At 65.7% G+C, this 18,828-nt stretch carries 19 protein-coding genes and 1 tRNA gene; 11 read left to right on the plus strand and 9 right to left on the minus strand.

Annotation, left to right across the window (positions count from 1 at the left end; translation table 11 throughout):
* Positions 1-214 precede the first annotated feature (214 nt).
* Positions 215-676: a DUF488 domain-containing protein gene (locus ACT54L_RS14550; RefSeq protein ID WP_476086357.1), complete on the minus strand. Its 462-nt coding sequence runs from the start codon at positions 674-676 to the stop codon at positions 215-217.
* A gap of 243 nt (positions 677-919) precedes the next feature.
* On the opposite strand from ACT54L_RS14550, the gene ACT54L_RS14555 reads away from it, so the two are divergent.
* The 5 genes from ACT54L_RS14555 to ACT54L_RS14575 all read left to right on the plus strand — a co-directional run bounded on the left by ACT54L_RS14555 (position 920) and on the right by ACT54L_RS14575 (position 4,964).
* Positions 920-1,630 carry a glutathione S-transferase N-terminal domain-containing protein gene (locus tag ACT54L_RS14555; RefSeq protein ID WP_476086358.1) on the plus strand — a complete coding sequence of 237 codons (711 nt, stop codon included), beginning with the start codon at positions 920-922 and terminating at the stop codon, positions 1,628-1,630.
* A 100-nt stretch (positions 1,631-1,730) separates the two neighbouring features.
* Positions 1,731-3,740: a tetratricopeptide repeat protein gene (locus ACT54L_RS14560; RefSeq protein ID WP_476086359.1), complete on the plus strand. Its 2,010-nt coding sequence runs from the start codon at positions 1,731-1,733 to the stop codon at positions 3,738-3,740.
* Positions 3,737-4,150, plus strand: coding sequence for a DUF6165 family protein (locus ACT54L_RS14565; RefSeq protein WP_476086360.1), 414 nt, complete (start codon positions 3,737-3,739; stop codon positions 4,148-4,150). Before ACT54L_RS14560 ends, ACT54L_RS14565 begins: the two co-directional genes overlap by 4 nt.
* A gap of 65 nt (positions 4,151-4,215) precedes the next feature.
* Positions 4,216-4,307: transfer RNA gene (locus ACT54L_RS14570), tRNA-Ser, on the plus strand.
* A gap of 99 nt (positions 4,308-4,406) precedes the next feature.
* Positions 4,407-4,964, plus strand: a complete 558-nt coding sequence (locus ACT54L_RS14575; protein WP_476086361.1) for a dihydrofolate reductase family protein — start codon at positions 4,407-4,409, stop codon at positions 4,962-4,964.
* Positions 4,965-5,127: 163 nt separating this feature from the next.
* Here ACT54L_RS14575 and ACT54L_RS14580 read toward each other — a convergent pair whose 3' ends face one another.
* Positions 5,128-5,532 (minus strand): hypothetical protein, encoded by a 405-nt coding sequence (locus ACT54L_RS14580; RefSeq protein WP_476086362.1) that lies wholly within the window; start codon positions 5,530-5,532, stop codon positions 5,128-5,130.
* On the opposite strand from ACT54L_RS14580, the gene ACT54L_RS14585 reads away from it, so the two are divergent.
* Complete coding sequence (locus tag ACT54L_RS14585) at positions 5,531-5,746, plus strand: helix-turn-helix domain-containing protein (protein WP_476086686.1); 216 nt, start codon at positions 5,531-5,533, stop codon at positions 5,744-5,746. The genes ACT54L_RS14580 and ACT54L_RS14585 overlap by 2 nt on opposite strands.
* A 224-nt stretch (positions 5,747-5,970) precedes the next feature.
* Here ACT54L_RS14585 and ACT54L_RS14590 read toward each other — a convergent pair whose 3' ends face one another.
* The 3 genes from ACT54L_RS14590 to ACT54L_RS14600 are packed head-to-tail and all read right to left on the minus strand — an operon-like array spanning position 5,971 to position 9,192.
* Complete coding sequence (locus ACT54L_RS14590) at positions 5,971-6,867, minus strand: efflux RND transporter periplasmic adaptor subunit (protein ID WP_476086363.1); 897 nt, start codon at positions 6,865-6,867, stop codon at positions 5,971-5,973.
* Positions 6,864-7,079 (minus strand): DUF1656 domain-containing protein, encoded by a 216-nt coding sequence (locus ACT54L_RS14595; protein ID WP_476086364.1) that lies wholly within the window; start codon positions 7,077-7,079, stop codon positions 6,864-6,866. The genes ACT54L_RS14590 and ACT54L_RS14595 overlap by 4 nt, the downstream gene beginning before the upstream one ends.
* Positions 7,069-9,192, minus strand: a complete 2,124-nt coding sequence (locus ACT54L_RS14600) for an FUSC family protein (RefSeq protein ID WP_476086365.1) — start codon at positions 9,190-9,192, stop codon at positions 7,069-7,071. The genes ACT54L_RS14595 and ACT54L_RS14600 overlap by 11 nt, the downstream gene beginning before the upstream one ends.
* An 83-nt stretch (positions 9,193-9,275) precedes the next feature.
* On the opposite strand from ACT54L_RS14600, the gene ACT54L_RS14605 reads away from it, so the two are divergent.
* A complete protein-coding gene (locus ACT54L_RS14605) occupies positions 9,276-10,073 on the plus strand; it encodes an AraC family transcriptional regulator (protein WP_476086366.1) in 798 nt (265 codons plus the stop codon).
* Between the two features lie 82 nt (positions 10,074-10,155).
* Here ACT54L_RS14605 and ACT54L_RS14610 read toward each other — a convergent pair whose 3' ends face one another.
* The gene (locus ACT54L_RS14610) at positions 10,156-11,064 is read right to left on the minus strand and encodes a LysR family transcriptional regulator (RefSeq protein WP_476086367.1); all 909 of its coding nucleotides are present in this window, start codon (positions 11,062-11,064) and stop codon (positions 10,156-10,158) included.
* Between the two features lie 98 nt (positions 11,065-11,162).
* Between ACT54L_RS14610 and ACT54L_RS14615 the strand changes: the two genes are divergently transcribed.
* The 4 genes from ACT54L_RS14615 to ACT54L_RS14630 all read left to right on the plus strand — a co-directional run bounded on the left by ACT54L_RS14615 (position 11,163) and on the right by ACT54L_RS14630 (position 15,701).
* Entirely contained in the window at positions 11,163-12,032 is an 870-nt protein-coding gene (locus tag ACT54L_RS14615) for an amidohydrolase family protein (RefSeq protein ID WP_476086368.1), read from the plus strand.
* A gap of 17 nt (positions 12,033-12,049) precedes the next feature.
* Complete coding sequence (locus tag ACT54L_RS14620) at positions 12,050-13,033, plus strand: Bug family tripartite tricarboxylate transporter substrate binding protein (RefSeq protein ID WP_476086369.1); 984 nt, start codon at positions 12,050-12,052, stop codon at positions 13,031-13,033.
* A gap of 8 nt (positions 13,034-13,041) precedes the next feature.
* The gene (locus ACT54L_RS14625) at positions 13,042-13,620 is read left to right on the plus strand and encodes a cupin domain-containing protein (protein ID WP_476086370.1); all 579 of its coding nucleotides are present in this window, start codon (positions 13,042-13,044) and stop codon (positions 13,618-13,620) included.
* A 542-nt stretch (positions 13,621-14,162) separates the two neighbouring features.
* Positions 14,163-15,701 carry a FadR/GntR family transcriptional regulator gene (locus tag ACT54L_RS14630; protein WP_476086371.1) on the plus strand — a complete coding sequence of 513 codons (1,539 nt, stop codon included), beginning with the start codon at positions 14,163-14,165 and terminating at the stop codon, positions 15,699-15,701.
* Positions 15,702-15,738: 37 nt separating this feature from the next.
* Here the strand turns inward: ACT54L_RS14630 and ACT54L_RS14635 are convergent, their stop codons facing one another.
* The 3 genes from ACT54L_RS14635 to ACT54L_RS14645 are packed head-to-tail and all read right to left on the minus strand — an operon-like array spanning position 15,739 to position 18,825.
* On the minus strand, positions 15,739-16,545 hold the full coding sequence (locus ACT54L_RS14635) for an enoyl-CoA hydratase/isomerase family protein (RefSeq protein ID WP_476086372.1): 807 nt from the start codon (positions 16,543-16,545) through the stop codon (positions 15,739-15,741).
* Positions 16,546-16,576: 31 nt separating this feature from the next.
* The gene (locus ACT54L_RS14640) at positions 16,577-17,641 is read right to left on the minus strand and encodes an acyl-CoA dehydrogenase family protein (RefSeq protein ID WP_476086373.1); all 1,065 of its coding nucleotides are present in this window, start codon (positions 17,639-17,641) and stop codon (positions 16,577-16,579) included.
* Positions 17,642-17,646: 5 nt separating this feature from the next.
* On the minus strand, positions 17,647-18,825 hold the full coding sequence (locus tag ACT54L_RS14645; protein WP_476086374.1) for an acyl-CoA dehydrogenase family protein: 1,179 nt from the start codon (positions 18,823-18,825) through the stop codon (positions 17,647-17,649).
* Positions 18,826-18,828 lie beyond the last annotated feature (3 nt).

Below are 18,828 nucleotides of genomic sequence, written 5' to 3' on the forward strand. Positions count from 1 at the left end.
ACCCAAACTCCTTCGGTTAGAAGGTTGAATCACGACAGGAATTCCAGATCAAGGGCTTGATTGGGTTTTAGCCCTAGAGCATTTCCGAGCGAAGTGGGAACCGGTTCGCGTGAAGGAAATGCGTGAAAACAAAGAGATAGAGCGTTTCAGTGTTTCCATGAAACTCTGAGACGCTCCAGTTCCTCCCCCGGCGAAGGGGGAGAACGCTGCCGGCTCAGAACGGATCGGCCACAAGATGGTCCACCGGCAGATCGAGACGCTCGCGGAGCCATTGAGCGAGCCGCAGCCGATGACAGCCCTCCACATGCCGCTCATAGCACAGCAGGCACAGCCTCCGGCGAGGCGTGAGCTCCGCCAGCTCCTGAAGGGCCGCCTGGGCGGCCGGGGTTTCAAGATGGCTGTCGTAGATGCGCATCAGGGCCGCGTGGTCGCCCGTGCGCGCGGCCAGTCGCCCCTCCTTGGGCGTCCCCAGTGCCTTGAGGTGAACATAGGAAATGCCGTGCGTGGCGATGCCCGCCGCCAGGGCGGACTTGGAAAATCCGGGTCGGCGGGAGGCTGCCACGGCGCGCACATCCACCACCAGATCGACGCCGGCGCGCAGGAGGGTGTCCTGGAATGCGGTGGGAGTCGTCTGCTCATAGCCGATGGTGAACAGGCCGGTCGAATTGAAAGCCATGGCATGCCCCTCCTCGTCGCCCTCACGATGCCACGGTCCGCCCGGGCATGCCTACAACCGCCGGCGGACCTTGAGGGTTCAAGGTCCATGGACCCCGGTGCGCCCCCGCAGGGTTGTGTCCGGGTCGGGCCTTCTTTGGCGGGTGCCGGACGGCCCTAATGCTGCCACCTTGCCGTTCAGCACCGGGGCGGCTAGGTCTATCCGCCTTCGTCGGCCCCGCGCCGTTGGAAGAGGAGGATGCGCATGTCTGCCGCCCAGGAGCCGATCGAGCTTTTTTACTGGCCGACCCCGAACGGATGGAAGATCTCCATCATGCTCGAGGAGTGCGGGCTTCCCTATGAGGTGAAGCTCGTCAACATCGGCAAGGGCGACCAGTTCAAGCCGGATTTCCTCGCCATCTCTCCCAACAACAAGATGCCCGCCATCGTCGATCCGCAGGGCCCCGATGGCGCGCCCATCTCGGTGTTCGAGTCGGGCGCCATCCTGCAATATCTCGGCCGCAAGACCGGGCTCTTCTATCCCCAGGATGAGCGCGGCCGCGTCGAGGTGGACCAGTGGCTGTTCTGGCAGATGGGCGGCCTTGGCCCCATGGCCGGCCAGGCGCACCATTTCCGCATCTATGCGCCGGAGAAGATCCCCTATGCCATCGACCGCTACACCAACGAGGTGCACCGGCTTTATGGGGTGATGAACACCCGCCTGGCGGACCGTGAATTCCTGGCGGGTGCCTATTCCATCGCCGACATCGCCTGCGTCGGCTGGGCCAAGCTCTGGGAGCGCCAGGGTCAGAAGATCGAGGAATTTCCTCATCTCAAGCGCTGGCTCGAGGCCGTGCTGGCCCGCCCCGCCGTGCAGCGGGGCCTCGCCGTCAATGCGGAGGAGCGCCAGAAGGTGGACCTCGCCAAGGACAAGGACGCCCAGCGCGTCCTGTTCGGCCAGCGCGCCCGCCCCTGATTGGAGGGGCGGCGGCCATCCCCGCCCTGACCTGGCAGCTGCGGCCCCGCACATGCGCGGCGTCGCGGCAGCCTGAGACTTTTCTGGAGATCTGTTCCTGATGCAGCCCGATCCGCGTCTCGTCCTGGCCCAGGCGGCCGCCCTTCACCGTTCCGGGCAAGTGGACGCGGCCATCGAAGGCTTCCGTCAGGCGGCGCGGCTTCAACCCTCCTGGCCCGATCCCCACCGCATGCTAGCCATGGCCCTGTTGCAGAGCGGGCGGGCGAAGGAAGCCGTGCAGAGCGCCCGGACCGTCAGCACGCTGACCCCCAATGATCCCCACGCCCACCTGCTGCTGGGCGTCGGCCTCATGACGGCGGGCCAGCCGGACAAGGCCGTGTCCGCCTTCGAGCGGGCGATCCGCATCGCCCCACGCCTCGGCGAAGCCCAGTTCCAGGCCGGCAACGCCCTGGCGGCCACCGGTCGCTTCAAGGACGCGGTCGCCCGCTACGACAAGGCGCTGGAGATCGACCCGCTGGGTGTCGAGGCGCTGGTGAATCGTGCCGTGGCCCTCGCCCGCCTGAAGCGCCGCGACGAGGCCCTGGCCGACCTCGACAAGCTCATCGGCCTCCAGCCCTGGGCCGCCATGCATCTGGTCAACAAGGCCGCGCTCTTGCTGGAAGGCGGAGATACCGCCGTGGCCGACGCCATCGCGACCGTCGAGCAGGCCATCCAGATCGCGCCCAAGGACCCCGACGCCTGGTCGCTGCTGGGGCAGGCCCGCCTTGCCGGCGGCGACATTCCCGGCGCGCGGGCAGCGCACGAGCAGGCCGTGGCCGCTGCTCCCGAGCGGCCCGACCTGCGCGTGCCCTTGGTCCAGGTGCTGCGCTACCAGGAGGATTTCGCCGCCGCCCGGACGCATGCGGACGCCGCCCTCAAGCTCGCGCCGCGCTTCGTGGGCGCGCTCTATGAGCGGGCCGAGGTTCTGCGGGCGCTGGACGAGCCCGCCGCCGCCCTCGCCGATATCGACGCCCTTCTGGCCCTCGAACCGCGCCATGCCCGGGCCCTGGTGGCCAAGGCCATCATCCTGCAGGACCTGAACCGCGCCGAGGATGCGCGCCTTGCGCTCGACAAGGCCGCGCGGCTCGCCCCCGAAGAGGCGGACGTGCGCCTGCAATTGGGTCAGGACGACCTTGCCCGTGGGCGCTGGGAAAAGGGCTGGATCGGCTATGAGGCCCGCGGTGCCATTCTGCCGCCCACCTATGCGCCGCTACCCTTCACCCGCTGGGACGGCAAGGAAACGCCGCAGCGCCTCGTTGTGCTGGTGGAACAGGGCTATGGCGACGCCATTCAGTTCGCCCGCCTGGTGCCCCTGCTGGCGGATCGGGGCATTGCGGTGCGCTTCCTCACCCGCGCCCCGCTGGTGGCCTTGTTCTCCACCCTGGACCCCCGCATTGCCGTGACCGCGAACCTGGAGGACCTGGACCTGACGGAACCGGGCCTGCGCTGGGTGCCGCTCGGTAGCTTGCCGCGCCTGCTCGCGCGCGATCCCGCCACCTGGCCCGCCGCGCCTTACCTGAAGGCGGAGGCGGAGCGCATCGGCCAGTGGCGGCACGTTCGGGAGGAGGGCGATTTCCTGGTGGGCATCACCTGGCAGGGCTCCACCCGCCGGGTGCTGGACATCGGCCGCTCGGCGCCGCTGGCCAAGTTCGCGCCCCTCGCCGACCTGGAGGGCGTGCGGCTCGTCGCCATCCAGCGCGGCGCCGGCTCGGAGCAACTCGACCAGGTGCCGTTCCGGGGCAAGGTGTTGAAGCTGGACGAGGATTTCGATGCCGACGGCGCCTTCCTGGACACCGCCGCCTTGCTGCAGAATCTGGACCTTGTGGTGACCACGGATACGTCCATGGCCCATCTGTGCGGCGCGCTCGCCGTTCCTGCTCTGGTGGCGCTGCGCGCCGTGCCGGACTGGCGCTGGGGGCGGGCAGGGGAGAAGAGCCTCTTCTATCCCTCCCTCGAACTGGTGCGGCAGAAGACCCCCGGCGATTGGGACGATGTGTTCGCCCGCATTGCTGAAGCGGTTCGGGCCCGTCGCGCGGCGCGCCGGGCTGCCGGGAATGGAGACGTGGCATGAGCGGGTCGTCCGGCGCGTCGTCCCAGACGCTGGAAATTCTCGCCCCCATTTCGGCGGGCGAACTGATCGACAAGATCACCATTCTGGAGATCAAGGCCGAGCGCATCTCCGATCCAGGCAAGCTGGCCAACGTCCGGCACGAACTGGCCGCGCTCGACGCCCTGCGCGTTCTCCACCGCCTGGAAGGCCTCGACGTGCTGACGGCGGATTTGCGCACCGTCAACGAGACGCTGTGGGAGGTCGAAGACGAGTTGCGCCTCCTGGAGGTGGCCCAGCGCTTCGATGATCGCTTCGTGGCCCTGGCGCGGGCCGTCTACCAGACCAATGACCGCCGGGCAGCGCTGAAGAAGGAGATCAACCTGCTGGTGGGCTCGACCATCGTCGAGGAAAAATCCTACGCCGGCACCTGATTTCCGGGGGAATGCGCCCGCCCCTCCTTGCCAATCGCGCCCGCGTTGGGCATAGGAGGCGCTATGGAGACGTGGCCGAGAGGCTGAAGGCACTCGTTTGCTAAATGAGCAGACCCCTAAAAGGGTCTCGAGGGTTCGAATCCCTCCGTCTCCGCCAATTACCCTTCCTAACCACTTGTCCTGACGGTCGAAACAGTGCGTCAGCCCTGCTGGCCTGCACGTGTCTGCGCGCTCCAAGCCTGCTAGGCTGGGCGCCATGGGACACTTGACCTTCAGCATCAACGTCACCCTGGATGGCTGCATCGACCATCGGGAAGGCATTGCCGACGAGGAGACGCATGCCTTCTTCACCCGCCTGATGGACGCGGCCGGGGCGATGCTGTGGGGGCGCGTCACCTACGAAATGATGGAGCACTACTGGCCCGCGGTCGCCTGCGGTCGCCTCGATGCGCCTCCCGCGATCCGGGCATGGGCGGTCAAGCTGGAGGCTAAGCCGAAATATGTGGTGTCGGCGACGCGAACAGACTTCCCCTGGACCCACAGCCATCACATTGCTGGCGACCTGCGCACGGGCGTGGAACGGCTGAAGGACGCAACGCCGGGCGGTGTGCTGCTGGGGAGTGGCAGGCTCGCGACAGCGCTGGACCGGCTGGATCTGATCGATGACTATATGTTCCTCGTCCATCCCAGGATCGTCGGCCACGGCCCGACGCTCCATCAGAGCGGGCTGCCCGGCACGCGACGGCTTGCGCTGATTTCAGCAACCCCGCTGCAGAACGGCGCGGTCGCCATGCACTATCGGCGAGCCGTCTGATATATCGGTTCCGGGCGGGTCATTCAGGCCGCGACGCGGTGCGTCGCGCCCACGGTGACGGCAACCGCCCCACCTTCCGGTCCCGCGTCCCACCGCAGCACCACGAGCCCGTGAGGTCCCACGCGGCACCGCGGGCTTAGAGCAAAACGGGCACCGAAATTCGTCACGCAATCGCGGGCCCGGCGCGTTCGGACAGCAACGCCTCGGCCATCTCGACGCCCTCTTGCCGCGAAGCGGCGAGGCGCATCGGATAGCCCCAGAACTTGGCGAAGGCCACGCCGAAAGGCTTGAATGCCAGGCGCTTGGCGGCATTCGGCTCAATCACGATCATGGCCAGAACGCGCATCCGCAGTTCGGCCTTGTGCTTCTTCATCCACAGCGCGGTGCGCCTCTTTTCTTCCTGGCTGTGCGCGTGATCTTCGGCCGGAGCGGAATCGGTCAAGATCACGAACGGCACGCCGCGCTTCAGATTGGCCTCCAGTGCCGCGAAGTCCTCGTCATGGTCATGGTTGGGGCCGTGGTCATAACTCATCCACACGAGGGGGAAGGTCGAGCTATCCAAAGGCATCTCTCGTCTCGGCCGCTGGCGCCGGCAGCTGCACGTGGTCCTCGCCTTGCGGCGTCTGAGTGCCGGCCAGACGGTTCAGGCCGTCGCGATGGATCTCGGCTATGAAAGCGCCAGCAGCTTCGTGACCATGTTCCGAAAGATGGTCGGCAAGCCGCCAAGCCGGTACCTGCTGGATCGCCGGAGGCCTATGGCTCGCCAAGACGGCGAGCCATAGAGCGGGGGGCGCTCCATCGGGACCGTGGCGCCGTCACCAAACTGCGCACGCCCAGACCTGTGGCAGCACGGCGAAGACCCTTTGCAGATGAAGTTAAAACACGCACGGTCGCCCCTGCGGCCCGATGGCCGCTCGGGCATGTCGAGGCACCACGCCAACAATGCGCACGCCGCGGCATCGTAGCTCTGGACCCAAGTCGGACAGGAGGCGGGTGGCCCCCTTATTCAAGGCCCCGCGCTTGTGGCTGCCTCCGCATTCGAGGCGAGGATTTCCACCGTCGCTGTCATTCCCGCCGCCAGTTCGACACCGGGAGGCACCTGGTTGATATGGATGCGAACCGGAATGCGCTGGGCCAGACGCACCCAGGAAAATGTGGCGGCCACATTGGGCAGGCCAAGATGACCGGGCGTGTCGTTGCTGTTCTCGATGCCGCGACCGAGACTTTCCACATGGCCAGACACCGGCGCATCAAAGCCCATCAGCTTGATCCGGGCCGGATCGCCAATGCGGATATGCCGGATCTTCGTCTCTTCAAAATAGCCGGTAATCCAAAAGCTCGCGGCGTCGAGGATCGCGACCTTAGTAACGCCCGCCGCTGCATAGTCGCCAGGCTGCAACCTTAAATTGGTGACGAATCCATCGACTGGCGAGCGTATGGTGGAGCGGTCGAGGTTCAGTTTGGCCAGATCGAGAGTTGCCAGGGCCGACTGATAGGCGGCGCTTGCAACCGCCGCTGCGCCACTGGATTGCTGCGCGGCCTCCTGTGAAACGACATTCTTCAATTGGCTGTGTCGCCACGCCGTTGCTTGCCGAACGATCATCTCCTGACGCTTGGCTTCGACATCGGCCTCCGCCAAAGCAACGGCCAGCCGAAGCCGCTCGGGATCGATCTCATAGAGAACGTCGCCCTGTTTCACATATTGATTGTCAATGACGGACACCGAACGGATCGTGCCGGATACTTCGGGTGCGGTCTGCACCACATCCACGCCGACGCGCCCATCGCGGGTCCAAGGCGTTCGCTCATAATGGCTCCAGGCTTTCACAGCAAAAAAGCCCGATCCGGCAACAACGCAGATGGTCAGGGCATAACGGCTGAGCAGGGATAGAGCAGGCTTCACGGCAATAGTCCCATCGATGGTGCGTAACGCACGAGCAGACCGTAGATCATGACGAATGTGGCGAGCTCTATCAGTGGCGGATACGCGAACAGGCGGTGAATGCCGACCGCGGAAAACAGGCGGATCACACCAACGCTGAGACCAAGCGCGATGACCGCGAGCACCACCAGACCAGGGATGAAGACGCCTCCAATGTTGAGATCAACGATCATGGGGTGCCTCTCTCCCGTCTGGCGTTCCACCGGAGCCGAGCGCGAACCGGAGATCGATGAGCAGGTCGATGATCCGCGAGCGGTTTTTCACCGCGCTACCGTCGATCGTCTTCATCCCTGTCTCGATCAGAGCTTGGAGGTCCATCTGGCCCACGGGCGCCCTTGATCCTTCGACACTGAAACAAGCGGCGATCGCGGACAGAAGTTCGCGAAGTCTGACGCCGGGCTCGCCTTTGATCTGGGGGATCGTCTTGCGAAGCTGTCCGGCCACATGACCAACGCGAAGATGTCGAAGCATATCGTCCAGGACATTCGCATCGGCTGTTCCGGCCTGCCGCAACCTTGGCAGCAGCAAGGCAAGTCGATCGACCATCAAGCCCATCCAGCGCGCCTCATGGGGCGCGCCGCCGAGGGCGCGCCGGGCAACATCCCGCCGGCTCAAGCGGCGCAACCGGCCGACTGCCGCAGCGGCTGGAACGGTTTGGAAGAAGGACATGCTGACCGCCCCGAAACCGACCGCCGCAAAGAGCGCAATCACGGTGTTGAGCGAGGCGGCGAAGTCGCCGGTGTAAGTGGTGCTCAGACCGGACAGGATCGGAACGGTGAGGGTGATGCCAAGCGCCATGAACGTCATCGGCGGGCGAGCCTGGAGCGAGCCGGCAAGCAGAAAAGCGGGCGCGAGCACGGCCACCAGAACGACGAAGTCCGTGACCTGCGGGAAAATGAGGAAGCTGTAGACGAAGCTGATGGCCGCCCCATAGAGGGAGCCGACCATATATTTGACCAGGAATGGCACCGGCGCATCGAAATTGCCGAACAAGGTGCAGCAGACGCCCAGGATCGAGACGGCGGTTCCACCTTCCGGCCAGGACGACCAGATCCAGAAGGCGCAGCCGGCGAGGATGCCCACCATGGCGCCCAGCGCCGCGCGGCCCGCCATCCAGGGGTCGCGGTGATAGACATAACCCTTCGCCCGCCTTGCTCCGTGAAGCGGTGCTGCATCTTGCAGTCGCCCGTTGGCCGCGATGCTCCGGCCTAGCCGGTCACAGTCGTGAAGCAAGCCGATCATCTCGGCCACGTGGCCCGCCAGATTTGCGGCAAGCCTGTCGCCGAGCGGCGCGGCGTCAACGCCGAGGCGCTTCTGGACGGATCGGGCGCGCGCGATCAGATGGGCTGTGGGAACCTCTCTTTCCTCCGCCACAACAGCTGCGATCCAGGCAACGGCGTCGCCAACCAGCTGGGTCAGTTCATCGGGCGCGGTGCCATCGCCCGTCCGGAGGGCATGGATCCGGTCTTCAATCTCTGGCGCGAGCAGCAGAAGGCGGACGAGCCGGTCATGAATCAGCTGCAGCGTCTCGCGTCGTGGCGTCACGGGGGCCGGATCGTAGGGCAGGTGCGTCGCCAGCCCCTGAAGCGCGAGCAGATCCTCTGCAAGTCGATAACGGTCGCGGCGGCTTTCTCCCGGCTTTGCCTTCAGCGCGTCGCCGGCCAATCGACGTGCGTCCAAAAGCGTTGCTGAGAGCATGCCGGTGAAACGGCCTGTCATGGGTTTCGGCAGCACGTAGCGATGGATCAGAGCCGCGCAGACAATCCCGATGGAAATCTCCTGAACCCGCACCGACGCCGTTTCGAAAACCGCACCCGGATCAAGCACGCTCGGGAAACCGATGAGGCTGGCGGTGTAACCCGCAAGAACGCATGCATAGGCTCTTGGTGTGCGGTCCAGCAGCGAGAGGAACATGCACAAGCCGATCCAAGCGGCGAGGACCAAGCTGCACAGAAGGGGATCGTTTACGAAATTCGGAACGATCGCGACTGTCGCGATCGCGCCCGCCAGGGTCCCGGCAAAGCGATAGACACCACGGCTGAGAGAGGCTCCGGCGGAGGTCTGCGAGACGATGTAGACGGTAACGATGGCCCAGAACGGCTTGGGGAGCCCGATCCGGAGCGCGATGTAATAGGCGAGCATCGCCGCAGCGAAGCTCTTCAAGGAAAAGAGCATTGCCTCCCCATCCGCCCTGATGGCGGCGGAACGGCCAACGCGCGCCACGGCCTGGAAGAGGGCCGCAGCGGCTTTGCCGAAGAGGAGGGCGAGGGGGCGCACGTTGTCCATGCCGCCGGTTGTGCGCGATTTGCCGAGGCAAGGAAATTAAGTATCCTGACAAAAAATCACTGAATTCGGCCAGCATTCTGCCCATGCCCCGATCTGCTGTCTCCGTCCTCGATCCCGACCTGACGACCCTACCGGCGGTCGCATACCACCTCGACTTCGCCGACCATGAGGCGGAAATCCCCTTGCATGTGCATCGCAAGGGCCAGTTGATCCTGGCCTTGCACGGCGCCGTCACATCTATCGTGGGCAAAGACATCTGGATCGTGCCCCCCAATTGCGGAGCCTGGATACCCGGCGGGGTGCCGCATAGCGCCCGGGCAACGGCCAATGCGCGGCTCAATTATCTGTTCGTGGAACCTGGCGCTGCAAACCTGCCCGAGAACAGTTGCACGCTCTCGGTTTCCCCGATGATCCGGGCGATGGTCGACCGGCTCGCGCGCGAGGCAACAGAATATCCTCCCGACAGCCATGCCGCTAGGATTGCGCGTGTGTTGCTGGACGAACTAGCGGACATGCCGCGAGAAGGGCTTAATCTACCCATCTCCAATAACATAAAGATCCGCGCAATCGCCGATGCCTTAATCGTCGACCCTGCAGACCGGAGCACCTTGGCCGACTGGGCGAAACGGGTCGCCATGAGTGAAAGATCTTTGGCGCGTCTGTTGATCCGAGAGACGGGACTGACCTTCGGACGCTGGCGACAGCAACTCCACCTGGTGGTCGCACTTCGTGAACTGGCCAGCGGCAAGACGGTGCAGACGGTTGCGGCCGAACTGGGTTACGAGTCGGTCAACGCGTTCATCACCATGTTCAAAAAGGCCCTCGGGAGCACGCCCGCTCAGTATTTCGCCACACGGCGCGCCTTGCCGCGGTCGACGTGAGGCCGGTTGATCGAGGCGCACGCGGATTGGTGGATGGCGGCACTGTTTGAAAACGCCACCATGCGGAAGCAACAGGGCCTGCCTAATCTGACGAGCTTTCTCGCAAATACGGTTTGAAAATCCCTCTTACAAAGTCGATGAAGACTTTGGCCCGCGGGACGGCGTGGCGATTGGGTGGATATATGACATACAAATCTTCACTGGGGACCGACGTCTGAGGAAGCAGCTCTTCGAGCTTTCCGGCCCGCAGTTCGGGCGCCACCAAGATCGAGTTGCATTGCGCAACCCCCAGCCCGCACAAGGCGGCCTCCCGCAAGGCCAGCCCGCTGCTGACGGTGAGGCCGCCGCGTGGGGTGTAGGCGATTTGCTCCCCGTTGTGCGCGAACGTCCAACTCCGGATCCGGCCGTCCACCAGCAGCGCGATGCAGGAGTGATCCTGCAGGTCTTTCAGGTCGCCGAGTGGGGCGTGGCTTGTCACATAGTGGGGGGTGGCGCACGTCACGCGGCGAGACCGGGCCAGGCGTCGGGCGACGCATCCACCATCCTTCGGCTTTCCGATGCGGATGGCCACATCCAGCCGGTTCTCCAGAAGATCGGGCGGGGTGTCGCTATAGTCCAGGCTCAACCGGAGCGACCTGTGGGCCGATAGAAACCGGTCGAGCTGAGGAATGACATAGATCTGCCCCATGGCGGCAGGCATCGAGACACGCAGCTGGCCGGACGCCTCCTGCCGCCGGCTCGCCAGTTGCTGCTCGATGTCATCCACGTCATCCAGCACCCGCTGGATCCTCTCAAGGCAAAGCGCCCCCTCATCCGTCAGGACGACACCGTGCGTGGTGCGGTGCAGGAGCTTGGCGCCCAGAGACTTCTCCAATTCGGAAATCCGCTTGGTGATGGCCGAGGGGACCGTGGACAGCTTTGCCGCCGCAGCCGTGAAGCTGCCCGTCTCTGCGACCAGAACCAGGGTCCTGAAGGCGGTAAGGCGATCCATAGCGCTGTTCCAAATTGGAAAAACCGTTCTGAGAAGACGGTGGTGGGATTCAACCAATCGAAATTTTAGCATGGGGAAACAAAGAAAGATGAGGAAACATGACCCGCCCCTGCCTGCCTCCGGACCCCGATACACGCGTCCCACGGTTCAAGGCGCCGCCGCTCTCCTGTGATGCGCACGCGCACATTTTCGGTAACTTCTCGACATTTCCCCTCTCGCCGAACCGTTCTTTCACCCCGCCCGAGGCTCCGGTGGAAAACCTGTTCGGGATGCTTGAGGTGCTCGGCATCGCCCGCGCCGTCATCGTGCATTCCAGCGCCTATGGAACGGATACCCGCGTGTCCGAAGCCGCGCTTGCGGCAGCTCCGGACCGGCTGCGAGGCGTGGCGGTCACCGGGCCGGACACGCCCTTCGCCGACCTGGAGCGCCTCGACGCGCTGGGCTTCAGCGGCAGCCGCCTGAGCACCGTGGTGAAGGGCACCGCGAGCTTCGACCACTTGGAGGCGATCGCAGCGCGCGTCCATCCGTTCGGCTGGCACATCGCGGTGCACGTCAATCGCTCGGACGAACTGGCGGACCTGGCGCCGCGCCTCCTGGCACTGCCCAACCCGATCGTGGTGGATCACGTGGCGCGGGTGAGGGGAGAGGAGGGCGTTCGCTGCCGGGGCTACCAGGCGCTTCTGGAACTGCTTCGGACGGACCGCTGCTGGGTGAAGCTGTCAGCGCTCCACCGGACATCGGCCGAGACCTATCCCTGGAGCGACATGAGGCCCCTGGTGGAGGGGCTGCTCGAGGCACGTCCCGATCGCGTGGTCTGGGGCACCGATTGGCCCCACGTGAACCAGTATGACGAAATGCAGAATGACGGCGATCTCTTGGACGCCTGCGCCGAATGGGTCGGCGATGACGATCTGATGCGGAAGATCTTGGTCGAAAATCCGAAAAAGCTTTACCGCTTCTCAGAATAACAAAAAGGAAATAGGAAATGCTCAACATGATCAGCCGCCTCCTGGCGGCGGCCATTTGCCTTGGCGCGGTCGCGTCGGGGGCTGTGGGCTCCAGCGCCGTCGCCGCGCCCTATCCCACGCGCCCCGTGACCATCGTGGTCGGCTTTTCCGCCGGCGGAAACGCGGATCTGGTGGCGCGCCTGATGGCCCAGCGCCTCAGCGAGGCCCTGGGCCAGCCCTTCATCGTCGAGAACAAGGGCGGCGCGGGCGGCCTGCTGGCCAGCGAGGCCGTGGCGAAGTCCGCGCCAGACGGCTACCGCCTGCTTCTGGTCACCGGCGCCTTCCCGGCCCAAGCGGCAGCGCTGCCCCACCTGCCGTTCGACCCGGTTCGGGACTTCACGCCCATCTCGGTGGTGGTGTCCTATCCCGCGGTCATCGTCGTTCCGGCGACCTCGCCCATCACCACCCTCAAGGACCTCATCGCATACGCGAAGTCCCATCCGGGACAGCTCAATTATCCCAGCCCCGGGTCCGGGTCCCTCTTCCACCTGGCGGTGGAGCTGTTCGCGGACAAGGCCGGCATCCAAATGACGCACATTCCCTTCAAGGGCGGCGGCCAGCAGGTCACCGAGCTGATCGCGGGGCGGCTGGACGTGATGTTCGACACGCTCTCGGTGGTGCAGAGCCAGATCAAGTCGGGCAAACTCCGGGCGCTCGCCGTGACCTCTCCCCAGCGCCTGCCGCAATTGCCGAACGTGCCCACGGTTGACGAGGTGGTGGGCGATTACGAGGTCTCCTCGTTTGTCGGCCTTGCCGGCCCCGCAAACCTGCCCCCGGACATCGTCAATCGCCTCAATACGGCGATCCATGAGGCGGTGAACACGCCGGACATCAGAGCCCGCTTCATCGAGCTTGGCGGAACGCCGCTCGGGGGCACGCCACAGCAGGCGGCCGAAACCATGAACGAGGCGCTCGGCGTCTGGCAGAAAATCGCGCGTTCCAAGAACATCAAGGCGGAATGAGAATGTCCATGTCGCAGAAGGTGCGCCGCGTGGTCACCGGCCACAATGAAGCCGGCGAGGCCGTGGTGCTGATGGATGGGCCCGCGCCCTTCCTGTACCAATCCGCACATCGTCCAGGGTTCTGGTCCAACGACATCTGGCGCACCACGCAAATGCCGGTGGTGATCGGGTCCCAGCCGGAAGAACCCACCCTCGGGCCCCGGCGCCAACTGCCGGGCGTCCGCGGCAGCGTCCTGCGCATCAATCATATCCCACCGGAAGGGGGGACGCTGACCTCCGACGACATCGCGGCTGAGTTTGCGCGGATGGGGAACAGCAGCGCCTCCACGCACGCGGTGTCCGGGCGGCATCCGATGATGCACCGGACCGAGACGCTGGACTATGCGATCATATTGTCCGGCGAGATCTATCTTGTGCTGGACAAGGTCGAAACGCTGCTCCGCGCTGGCGATGTGGTGGTCCAATGCGGCACCAACCATGCGTGGAGCAATCGCTCCTCCGCGCCCTGCATCCTCGCCTTCATCCTGCTGGACGGGGAATATGAGGAGAGTCTCGCCGAAAAGCTGGATGGGCCGGGCGCCACTTGACCTGTCCCGCGTGGGAAAGCGTTCTCCGGCGGCGCCTCAATCGGGCGGGGCCGGGGGCGCCCCCGACGCGCCCCGACACACAACCGCGGATGCAACATCTGCATGGGGTTCGTTCGCCCGCCGTCGGACCTGGCATGCCGCTCGTCAAGCAGCAGCGGGTGGCGGTGGCCGTGCCCTCCCCACTGCACCCACGGATCCAGGCCGACGCGCCGACGGCCGCGCGCGCCGTTGCGGGAAAAATCGTTTCAACCATCGGGCGCCCCGAGGCGGAGATCGCCCGGATAGTCGGGATTGCGCCAGCCTCTCCGCCATCCGGCAGTTCCGCGGCCTGAACATGAGCGCGCCGGCCCATGACGAGCGGGCGGCGCTTTGCCCCCCCAGTAGCGCCGGCTGACCTCAGCGCACCGCATTGCAGCGATATTGTGAAGCAATATCTTGCGGATGGCCCGCGTAGACCGATCAAAACACGCCTTGCCCCGATGGATATTAATCGCCTAATCTTTCCCGCAGCGGGCCGATACGAGCCCGGCGGGAGGGAAACAATGCCCAATCCAGCTTTGGATCTGAAGCTGTCGCTTCTCCGCGGCGAGACACCGAGCCCTCTGGATCTGGACAGCTTCGCCGGCGCCGATCGCATCCGTCTGCGAGCGCAGACGAAGTCCGCCTTCTCCGATCGCCTGGCTGTGCGGCTGCTGTCCCTGATGGCCTCCGGCCGGCTTCCACCCGGCGCCCGCCTGCCACCGGAGCGACAGATTGCGGAGACGGTGGCGGTCAGCCGCGTGTGCGTGCGCACCGCGCTGGAGCGGTTGAAAAACCATGGCTACCTCAGTTCCATCCAAGGCTCAGGCACCCGCGTGGCGGAATGCCGGGATGGCGGCAGCCTGGCCCTTTTGATCGGCGCGAACGCCACCAACCTGCGGGACCTTGTGGAGGTCTGCGGTCATCTTGAATCCTGGGCGCTCGTGCGTGCCATGCGCCGGGGGCCGAGCGAGGCCCGGCACAGGCTCGTTGCTCTGCTGACGCGGCCCACCTCCGTTCATTTCGCCCAGCGCGAGGCGGAGATTCGCTTCGCCCTTGCCGAGGCGACCCAGAGCGAAGTCTTCCTGTGGCTCATGCGGCATTTGTCGGGTGGACTCGAACGGGCACAGGCCAGCCCGTCGGCGGAGACCGAGCGGGCGCTGCAGCGGGCCTCGCTCCAATGGGCCGAAGCCCTGCAACAGGACGATGTGCCTGCGGCGCGGCGCGCCCTGGACCTGCGTTCGGCCCTTCTGTTGCAAGCCACCGTCCATGAGGGTGGCATCCTGAGGCCCGGCGCAGCCGACCTGCTGGAAGGCGATGCTCTACTCGCGGCCCTGGCCGTCACCCAGCCGGACCAGCTGAGCGCGCGCCTCGTGTCCCAGATCGGCGCGCTGATCTCGCAGGCCGACCTGGGCAATGGGGCCAAGCTGCCCAGTGAGCGGCAGCTTGCCGATCTGTTCGGGGTGAGCCGCATGTCCGTCCGCGAAGCCCTGGGTGCGCTCAAGGAGCAGGGTCTGGTGCGCGCCAGTGCCCGCTCAGGCACTCATGTCTCACAGGCGCCGTTCGCGGACATGCGGCAGGACCTTGGGGCCATCGTTCAGCGCAGCGAAGCCAATCTCATGGATGTCTGTGCCCTCCGGCACTATCTGGAAGCCTGGTCGGCCCGCCGGGCTGCGGCCTGCGCCCGGCCGGAGGACCTGGCGGACATGCGGCGCATCATTGGGGAAATGCGGCGGCCGATCCCCGTGCTGCGCCGGAAGATCGACCTGGACTTCCGCCTTCACCTGACCATCACCCGCGCCACCGGCAGCGCGGTGGCTCTCTATATTACGGAAGTGCTGCGTGAGGTCTATTCGTCTTACTTCGACTACACGCTCACCGAGATGTTCTCGCCCCAGCGCGACCATCTGCTGCTGGAACAGCACATGGCCATTGTCGACGCCATCACCGCCGCAGACCCCGAGCGCGCCGGCGCGGCCATGGAGGCGCACTGCCACATCTTCCGCAATCTCTATGGTGTCCTGAACAACGGCGACCCGCCGAAGGCGCAGGCCCTGCATTGAGGCGCGCGGCCGCAGGCTCCTGCGGCCGCGCCCGCGTCTACATGCCGGAAAAGCTCGGCTTGCGCTTGTCGCGGAAGGCGTTCACTGCTTCCTGGTGGTCCGCGGTGACGTTGGAGAGCGCCTCATAGGCAAGGCTCGCGTCCATCACCCCATGGACGATCCGCTTCAGCTCGATGTTGGTGGCCACTTTCGACCAGCGGATGGCCTTGGTGGCGCCTGCCAGGAGCTTGCCCACATAGGCGTCCACCGCCGCATCCAGGTCGGCCGGCGGCACGGCGTGGTTGATGAGGCCGATCTCGGCCGCGCGCGGCGCGGTCAGCAGGTCGCCGCTCATCAGGAATTCCTTGGCGCGGGCGTAGCCGATCAGCTGCGGCCAGATTGCGGCGCCGCCATCGCCCGCGACGAAGCCCACCGCCACATGGGGATCACCGATCTTCGCTTCGGCGGAAGCGAACACCACGTCGCACATCAGGGCCAGCGTCGCGCCAAGGCCGGTGGCGTGACCATTGACCTTGGCAATCAGCGGCTTTTCCAGATCGAGCATGGAAAAAACGACGCGCTTGGCCTCCCGCGCCGTCTGCTCGAATGTGTGCGGGTGGTTGATCATCTCCTGCATCCAATTGATGTCGCCCCCGGACGAGAAGGCTCGACCCGCCCCGGTGAAAACAACCACGTCGCTCTCGGCGTCACTGGCGATGTCGTAGAAGACCTCCGACAATTCTTCATGCATCACCTTGTCGGCGGCGTTGAGGAAGTCGGGCCGGTTCATGGTCAGCGTCAGCAGGCGGCCCTTGCGCTCGATCTTCAAGGTCTCGTAGCGCTCTTCCAGGGGAATCCGTTTCATGGGCGGTGTTCTTTCTTCAGGCTGGATAAAGTCAGGCTGCCGCGCCGTAGCGGGCGAGATGGTCATGGGTTGAACCGAACAGGGCGGCGTGGGTCTGGAGGCGCTTGTAGACATGGCCGATGCGGTATTCGCGCGTGACGCCGATCCCGCCACTGGCCTGGATGCAGCGGGCCGCCGCCGTCACGCCGTGGAGGCCGCAATAGGCCTTCAGGGCCGAGGTCGCCTGCCGGCGTTCGTCGGCGTCGCCGTCGAGCGCACCGACCGCCCAGTCGAGCAGCGCGCGCATTTGTGCGATCTCGCAGAAGCTGTCCGCCATCATGTGCTGGACCGCCTGGAACGAGGACAGTGGCGCGCCGAACTGCGTGCGCTGGCGCAGATAGTCCACGGTGAGGGAAAGCCCCGCATCGGCCGCGCCGAGCGCTTCAGCGGATGCCGCCACCGCCGCCGCATCCGCCAGCCAGGCGGACAGATGAAACGCCTGATCGCCCCGTGCCACCACGGCCGTGACGGGCACCGGCGTGTCGGCAAAGTGGAGGATGCCCGCCATGCGCCCATCCATCAGCTCGGTCTCGTCGCGCAGGGCGGTGTCCAAGGCTGGCAGGAGCAGCACCGCCGCGCCATTGGGCGAGGCCGTCCCCGCCGGCACGATCCAGTGCGTGGCCTGGTCGATGCCGAGCGCCAGGCGGCTACGGCCGGACAGGTGCGCGCCGGCGGCGTCCAGCCTCAGAGTGCCGTCGGGCACATAGGCAAAGCGGACTTTGCCCGCCTGGAGGCCGTCCGCCAACGGCTGTGCGGCTTCAGCGGGCAGGGCGGCGAGCACCGGTGCCGCCAGCAGCAGGCTGGCGGACAGCGGCGTCGTGTCGAGAACGCGGCCAGCCTCCTCCAGGATGACCATGCACTGCGCGGCATCCCCGCCGATCCCGCCCAGCGCCTCAGGCAGGGCGAGGGCAAACCAACCGAGACCCGCCATCGCCTGCCAATGGGCCGTGTCGTCGCCGTTCCGGTCTGGGGCCCAGGCGCGGGTCTGCTCCATAAATCGGCGGGCGCTGTCGCGCAGCAGGGCCTCTTCCTCGCGTGTTGATTGGGTCTTGCGCATGGCGGTCACATCCCCAGAACGGTTCGGGCAATGATGGTTTTCTGGATCTCGTTGGCGCCGGCATAGATCGTCACCACGCGGCGGAAGAGATGGCGCTCCGCCCATCCCGGCGCGTCTTCAGCGATGGGCCCCATCTCGCCGTGGTGCCGCCGGATGCCATCCTCTCCCAGCACGTCCATGGCCAACGCGCTGATGCGCTGCTGCAGTTCGGAGCCGATCACCTTGAGGATCGAAGCCTCCGGTCCCGGCTCGCGCCCGTTCGTCTGATCGGCGAGCACCCGCAGGACGGTGGCCTCCAGCGCCCGCAATTCCACGTCAAGGGTATCGAAGCGGCGGGCAAACACCGGGTCCGCCATCACCTGCTCGCCCGTCGGCCCGCGGATCTGGCGGGCCAACGCCTTCAGGCGGGTGAATTCCCGGCGCGAGCGGTGCACCTGCGCATTGTTGGTGCGCTCGTGACTGAGAAGAAACTTGGCGTAGGTCCACCCCTTGTCCGCCTCGCCGATGAGTGCGTCGTCCGGCACGAAAACGCCATCGAGGAACGTGGTGTTCACCGAATGCGCATCGTCGAGCGTGATCACCGGCTGGAGCGAAACCCCCTTGGCGCGCATGTCGACGATGAACAGGGACAGGCCCGCCTGGGGCTTTGCCTGCGCGTTGGTGCGTGCGAGGCAGATCATGTAGTCGGCAAAGTGCCCTTCGGTCGTCCAGGCCTTCGCGCCGTCGATGACATAGCCGCCATCCACCTTGCGGGCGGTGGTTTTCAGGCTGGCGAGGTCCGAGCCCGCATTGGGCTCGCTGTAGCCCTGGCACCAGAAGGCGGTGCCGGCGCGGATGCCGGGAAGGTAGGCGGCCTTCTGTGCCTCCGAGCCAAAGGTGTAGAGGGTGGGACCCACAAGATAGATGCCAAACACGCTCAGGGGCGGGGCATCGGCGTCGGCGCATTCGGCCTCGAACAGGTAGCGCTGGATGGGTGACCATCCCGGCCCACCATACGCCTGCGGCCAATGGTGTGCGGCCCATCCCCGTGCGTCCAGGATGGCATTCCACCGCGCCATGTCGGCGCGGGACAAGTGGAGGCCGGCGCGGGTCTTCCGGGCGAGGTCGTCCGGCAAGTTGTCCCGGATGAAGGCGCGCACCTCCTCCCGGAAGGCCTTTTCCTCTTCGGTGAAGAACGAATCCATGAT

Source organism: Aquabacter sp. DMC10, assembly GCF_056314145.1.

Coding starts and splice junctions, on each gene's coding strand:
- ACT54L_RS14550 (WP_476086357.1), bottom strand. CDS start 676: ATGGCTTTCAATTCGACCGGCCTGTTCACCATCGGCTATGAGCAGACG.
- ACT54L_RS14555 (WP_476086358.1), top strand. CDS start 920: ATGTCTGCCGCCCAGGAGCCGATCGAGCTTTTTTACTGGCCGACCCCG.
- ACT54L_RS14560 (WP_476086359.1), top strand. CDS start 1,731: ATGCAGCCCGATCCGCGTCTCGTCCTGGCCCAGGCGGCCGCCCTTCAC.
- ACT54L_RS14565 (WP_476086360.1), top strand. CDS start 3,737: ATGAGCGGGTCGTCCGGCGCGTCGTCCCAGACGCTGGAAATTCTCGCC.
- ACT54L_RS14575 (WP_476086361.1), top strand. CDS start 4,407: ATGGGACACTTGACCTTCAGCATCAACGTCACCCTGGATGGCTGCATC.
- ACT54L_RS14580 (WP_476086362.1), bottom strand. CDS start 5,532: ATGCCTTTGGATAGCTCGACCTTCCCCCTCGTGTGGATGAGTTATGAC.
- ACT54L_RS14595 (WP_476086364.1), bottom strand. CDS start 7,079: ATGATCGTTGATCTCAACATTGGAGGCGTCTTCATCCCTGGTCTGGTG.
- ACT54L_RS14600 (WP_476086365.1), bottom strand. CDS start 9,192: ATGGACAACGTGCGCCCCCTCGCCCTCCTCTTCGGCAAAGCCGCTGCG.
- ACT54L_RS14605 (WP_476086366.1), top strand. CDS start 9,276: ATGCCCCGATCTGCTGTCTCCGTCCTCGATCCCGACCTGACGACCCTA.
- ACT54L_RS14610 (WP_476086367.1), bottom strand. CDS start 11,064: ATGGATCGCCTTACCGCCTTCAGGACCCTGGTTCTGGTCGCAGAGACG.
- ACT54L_RS14615 (WP_476086368.1), top strand. CDS start 11,163: ATGACCCGCCCCTGCCTGCCTCCGGACCCCGATACACGCGTCCCACGG.
- ACT54L_RS14620 (WP_476086369.1), top strand. CDS start 12,050: ATGCTCAACATGATCAGCCGCCTCCTGGCGGCGGCCATTTGCCTTGGC.
- ACT54L_RS14625 (WP_476086370.1), top strand. CDS start 13,042: ATGTCGCAGAAGGTGCGCCGCGTGGTCACCGGCCACAATGAAGCCGGC.
- ACT54L_RS14630 (WP_476086371.1), top strand. CDS start 14,163: ATGCCCAATCCAGCTTTGGATCTGAAGCTGTCGCTTCTCCGCGGCGAG.
- ACT54L_RS14635 (WP_476086372.1), bottom strand. CDS start 16,545: ATGAAACGGATTCCCCTGGAAGAGCGCTACGAGACCTTGAAGATCGAG.
- ACT54L_RS14640 (WP_476086373.1), bottom strand. CDS start 17,641: ATGCGCAAGACCCAATCAACACGCGAGGAAGAGGCCCTGCTGCGCGAC.
- ACT54L_RS14645 (WP_476086374.1), bottom strand. CDS start 18,825: ATGGATTCGTTCTTCACCGAAGAGGAAAAGGCCTTCCGGGAGGAGGTG.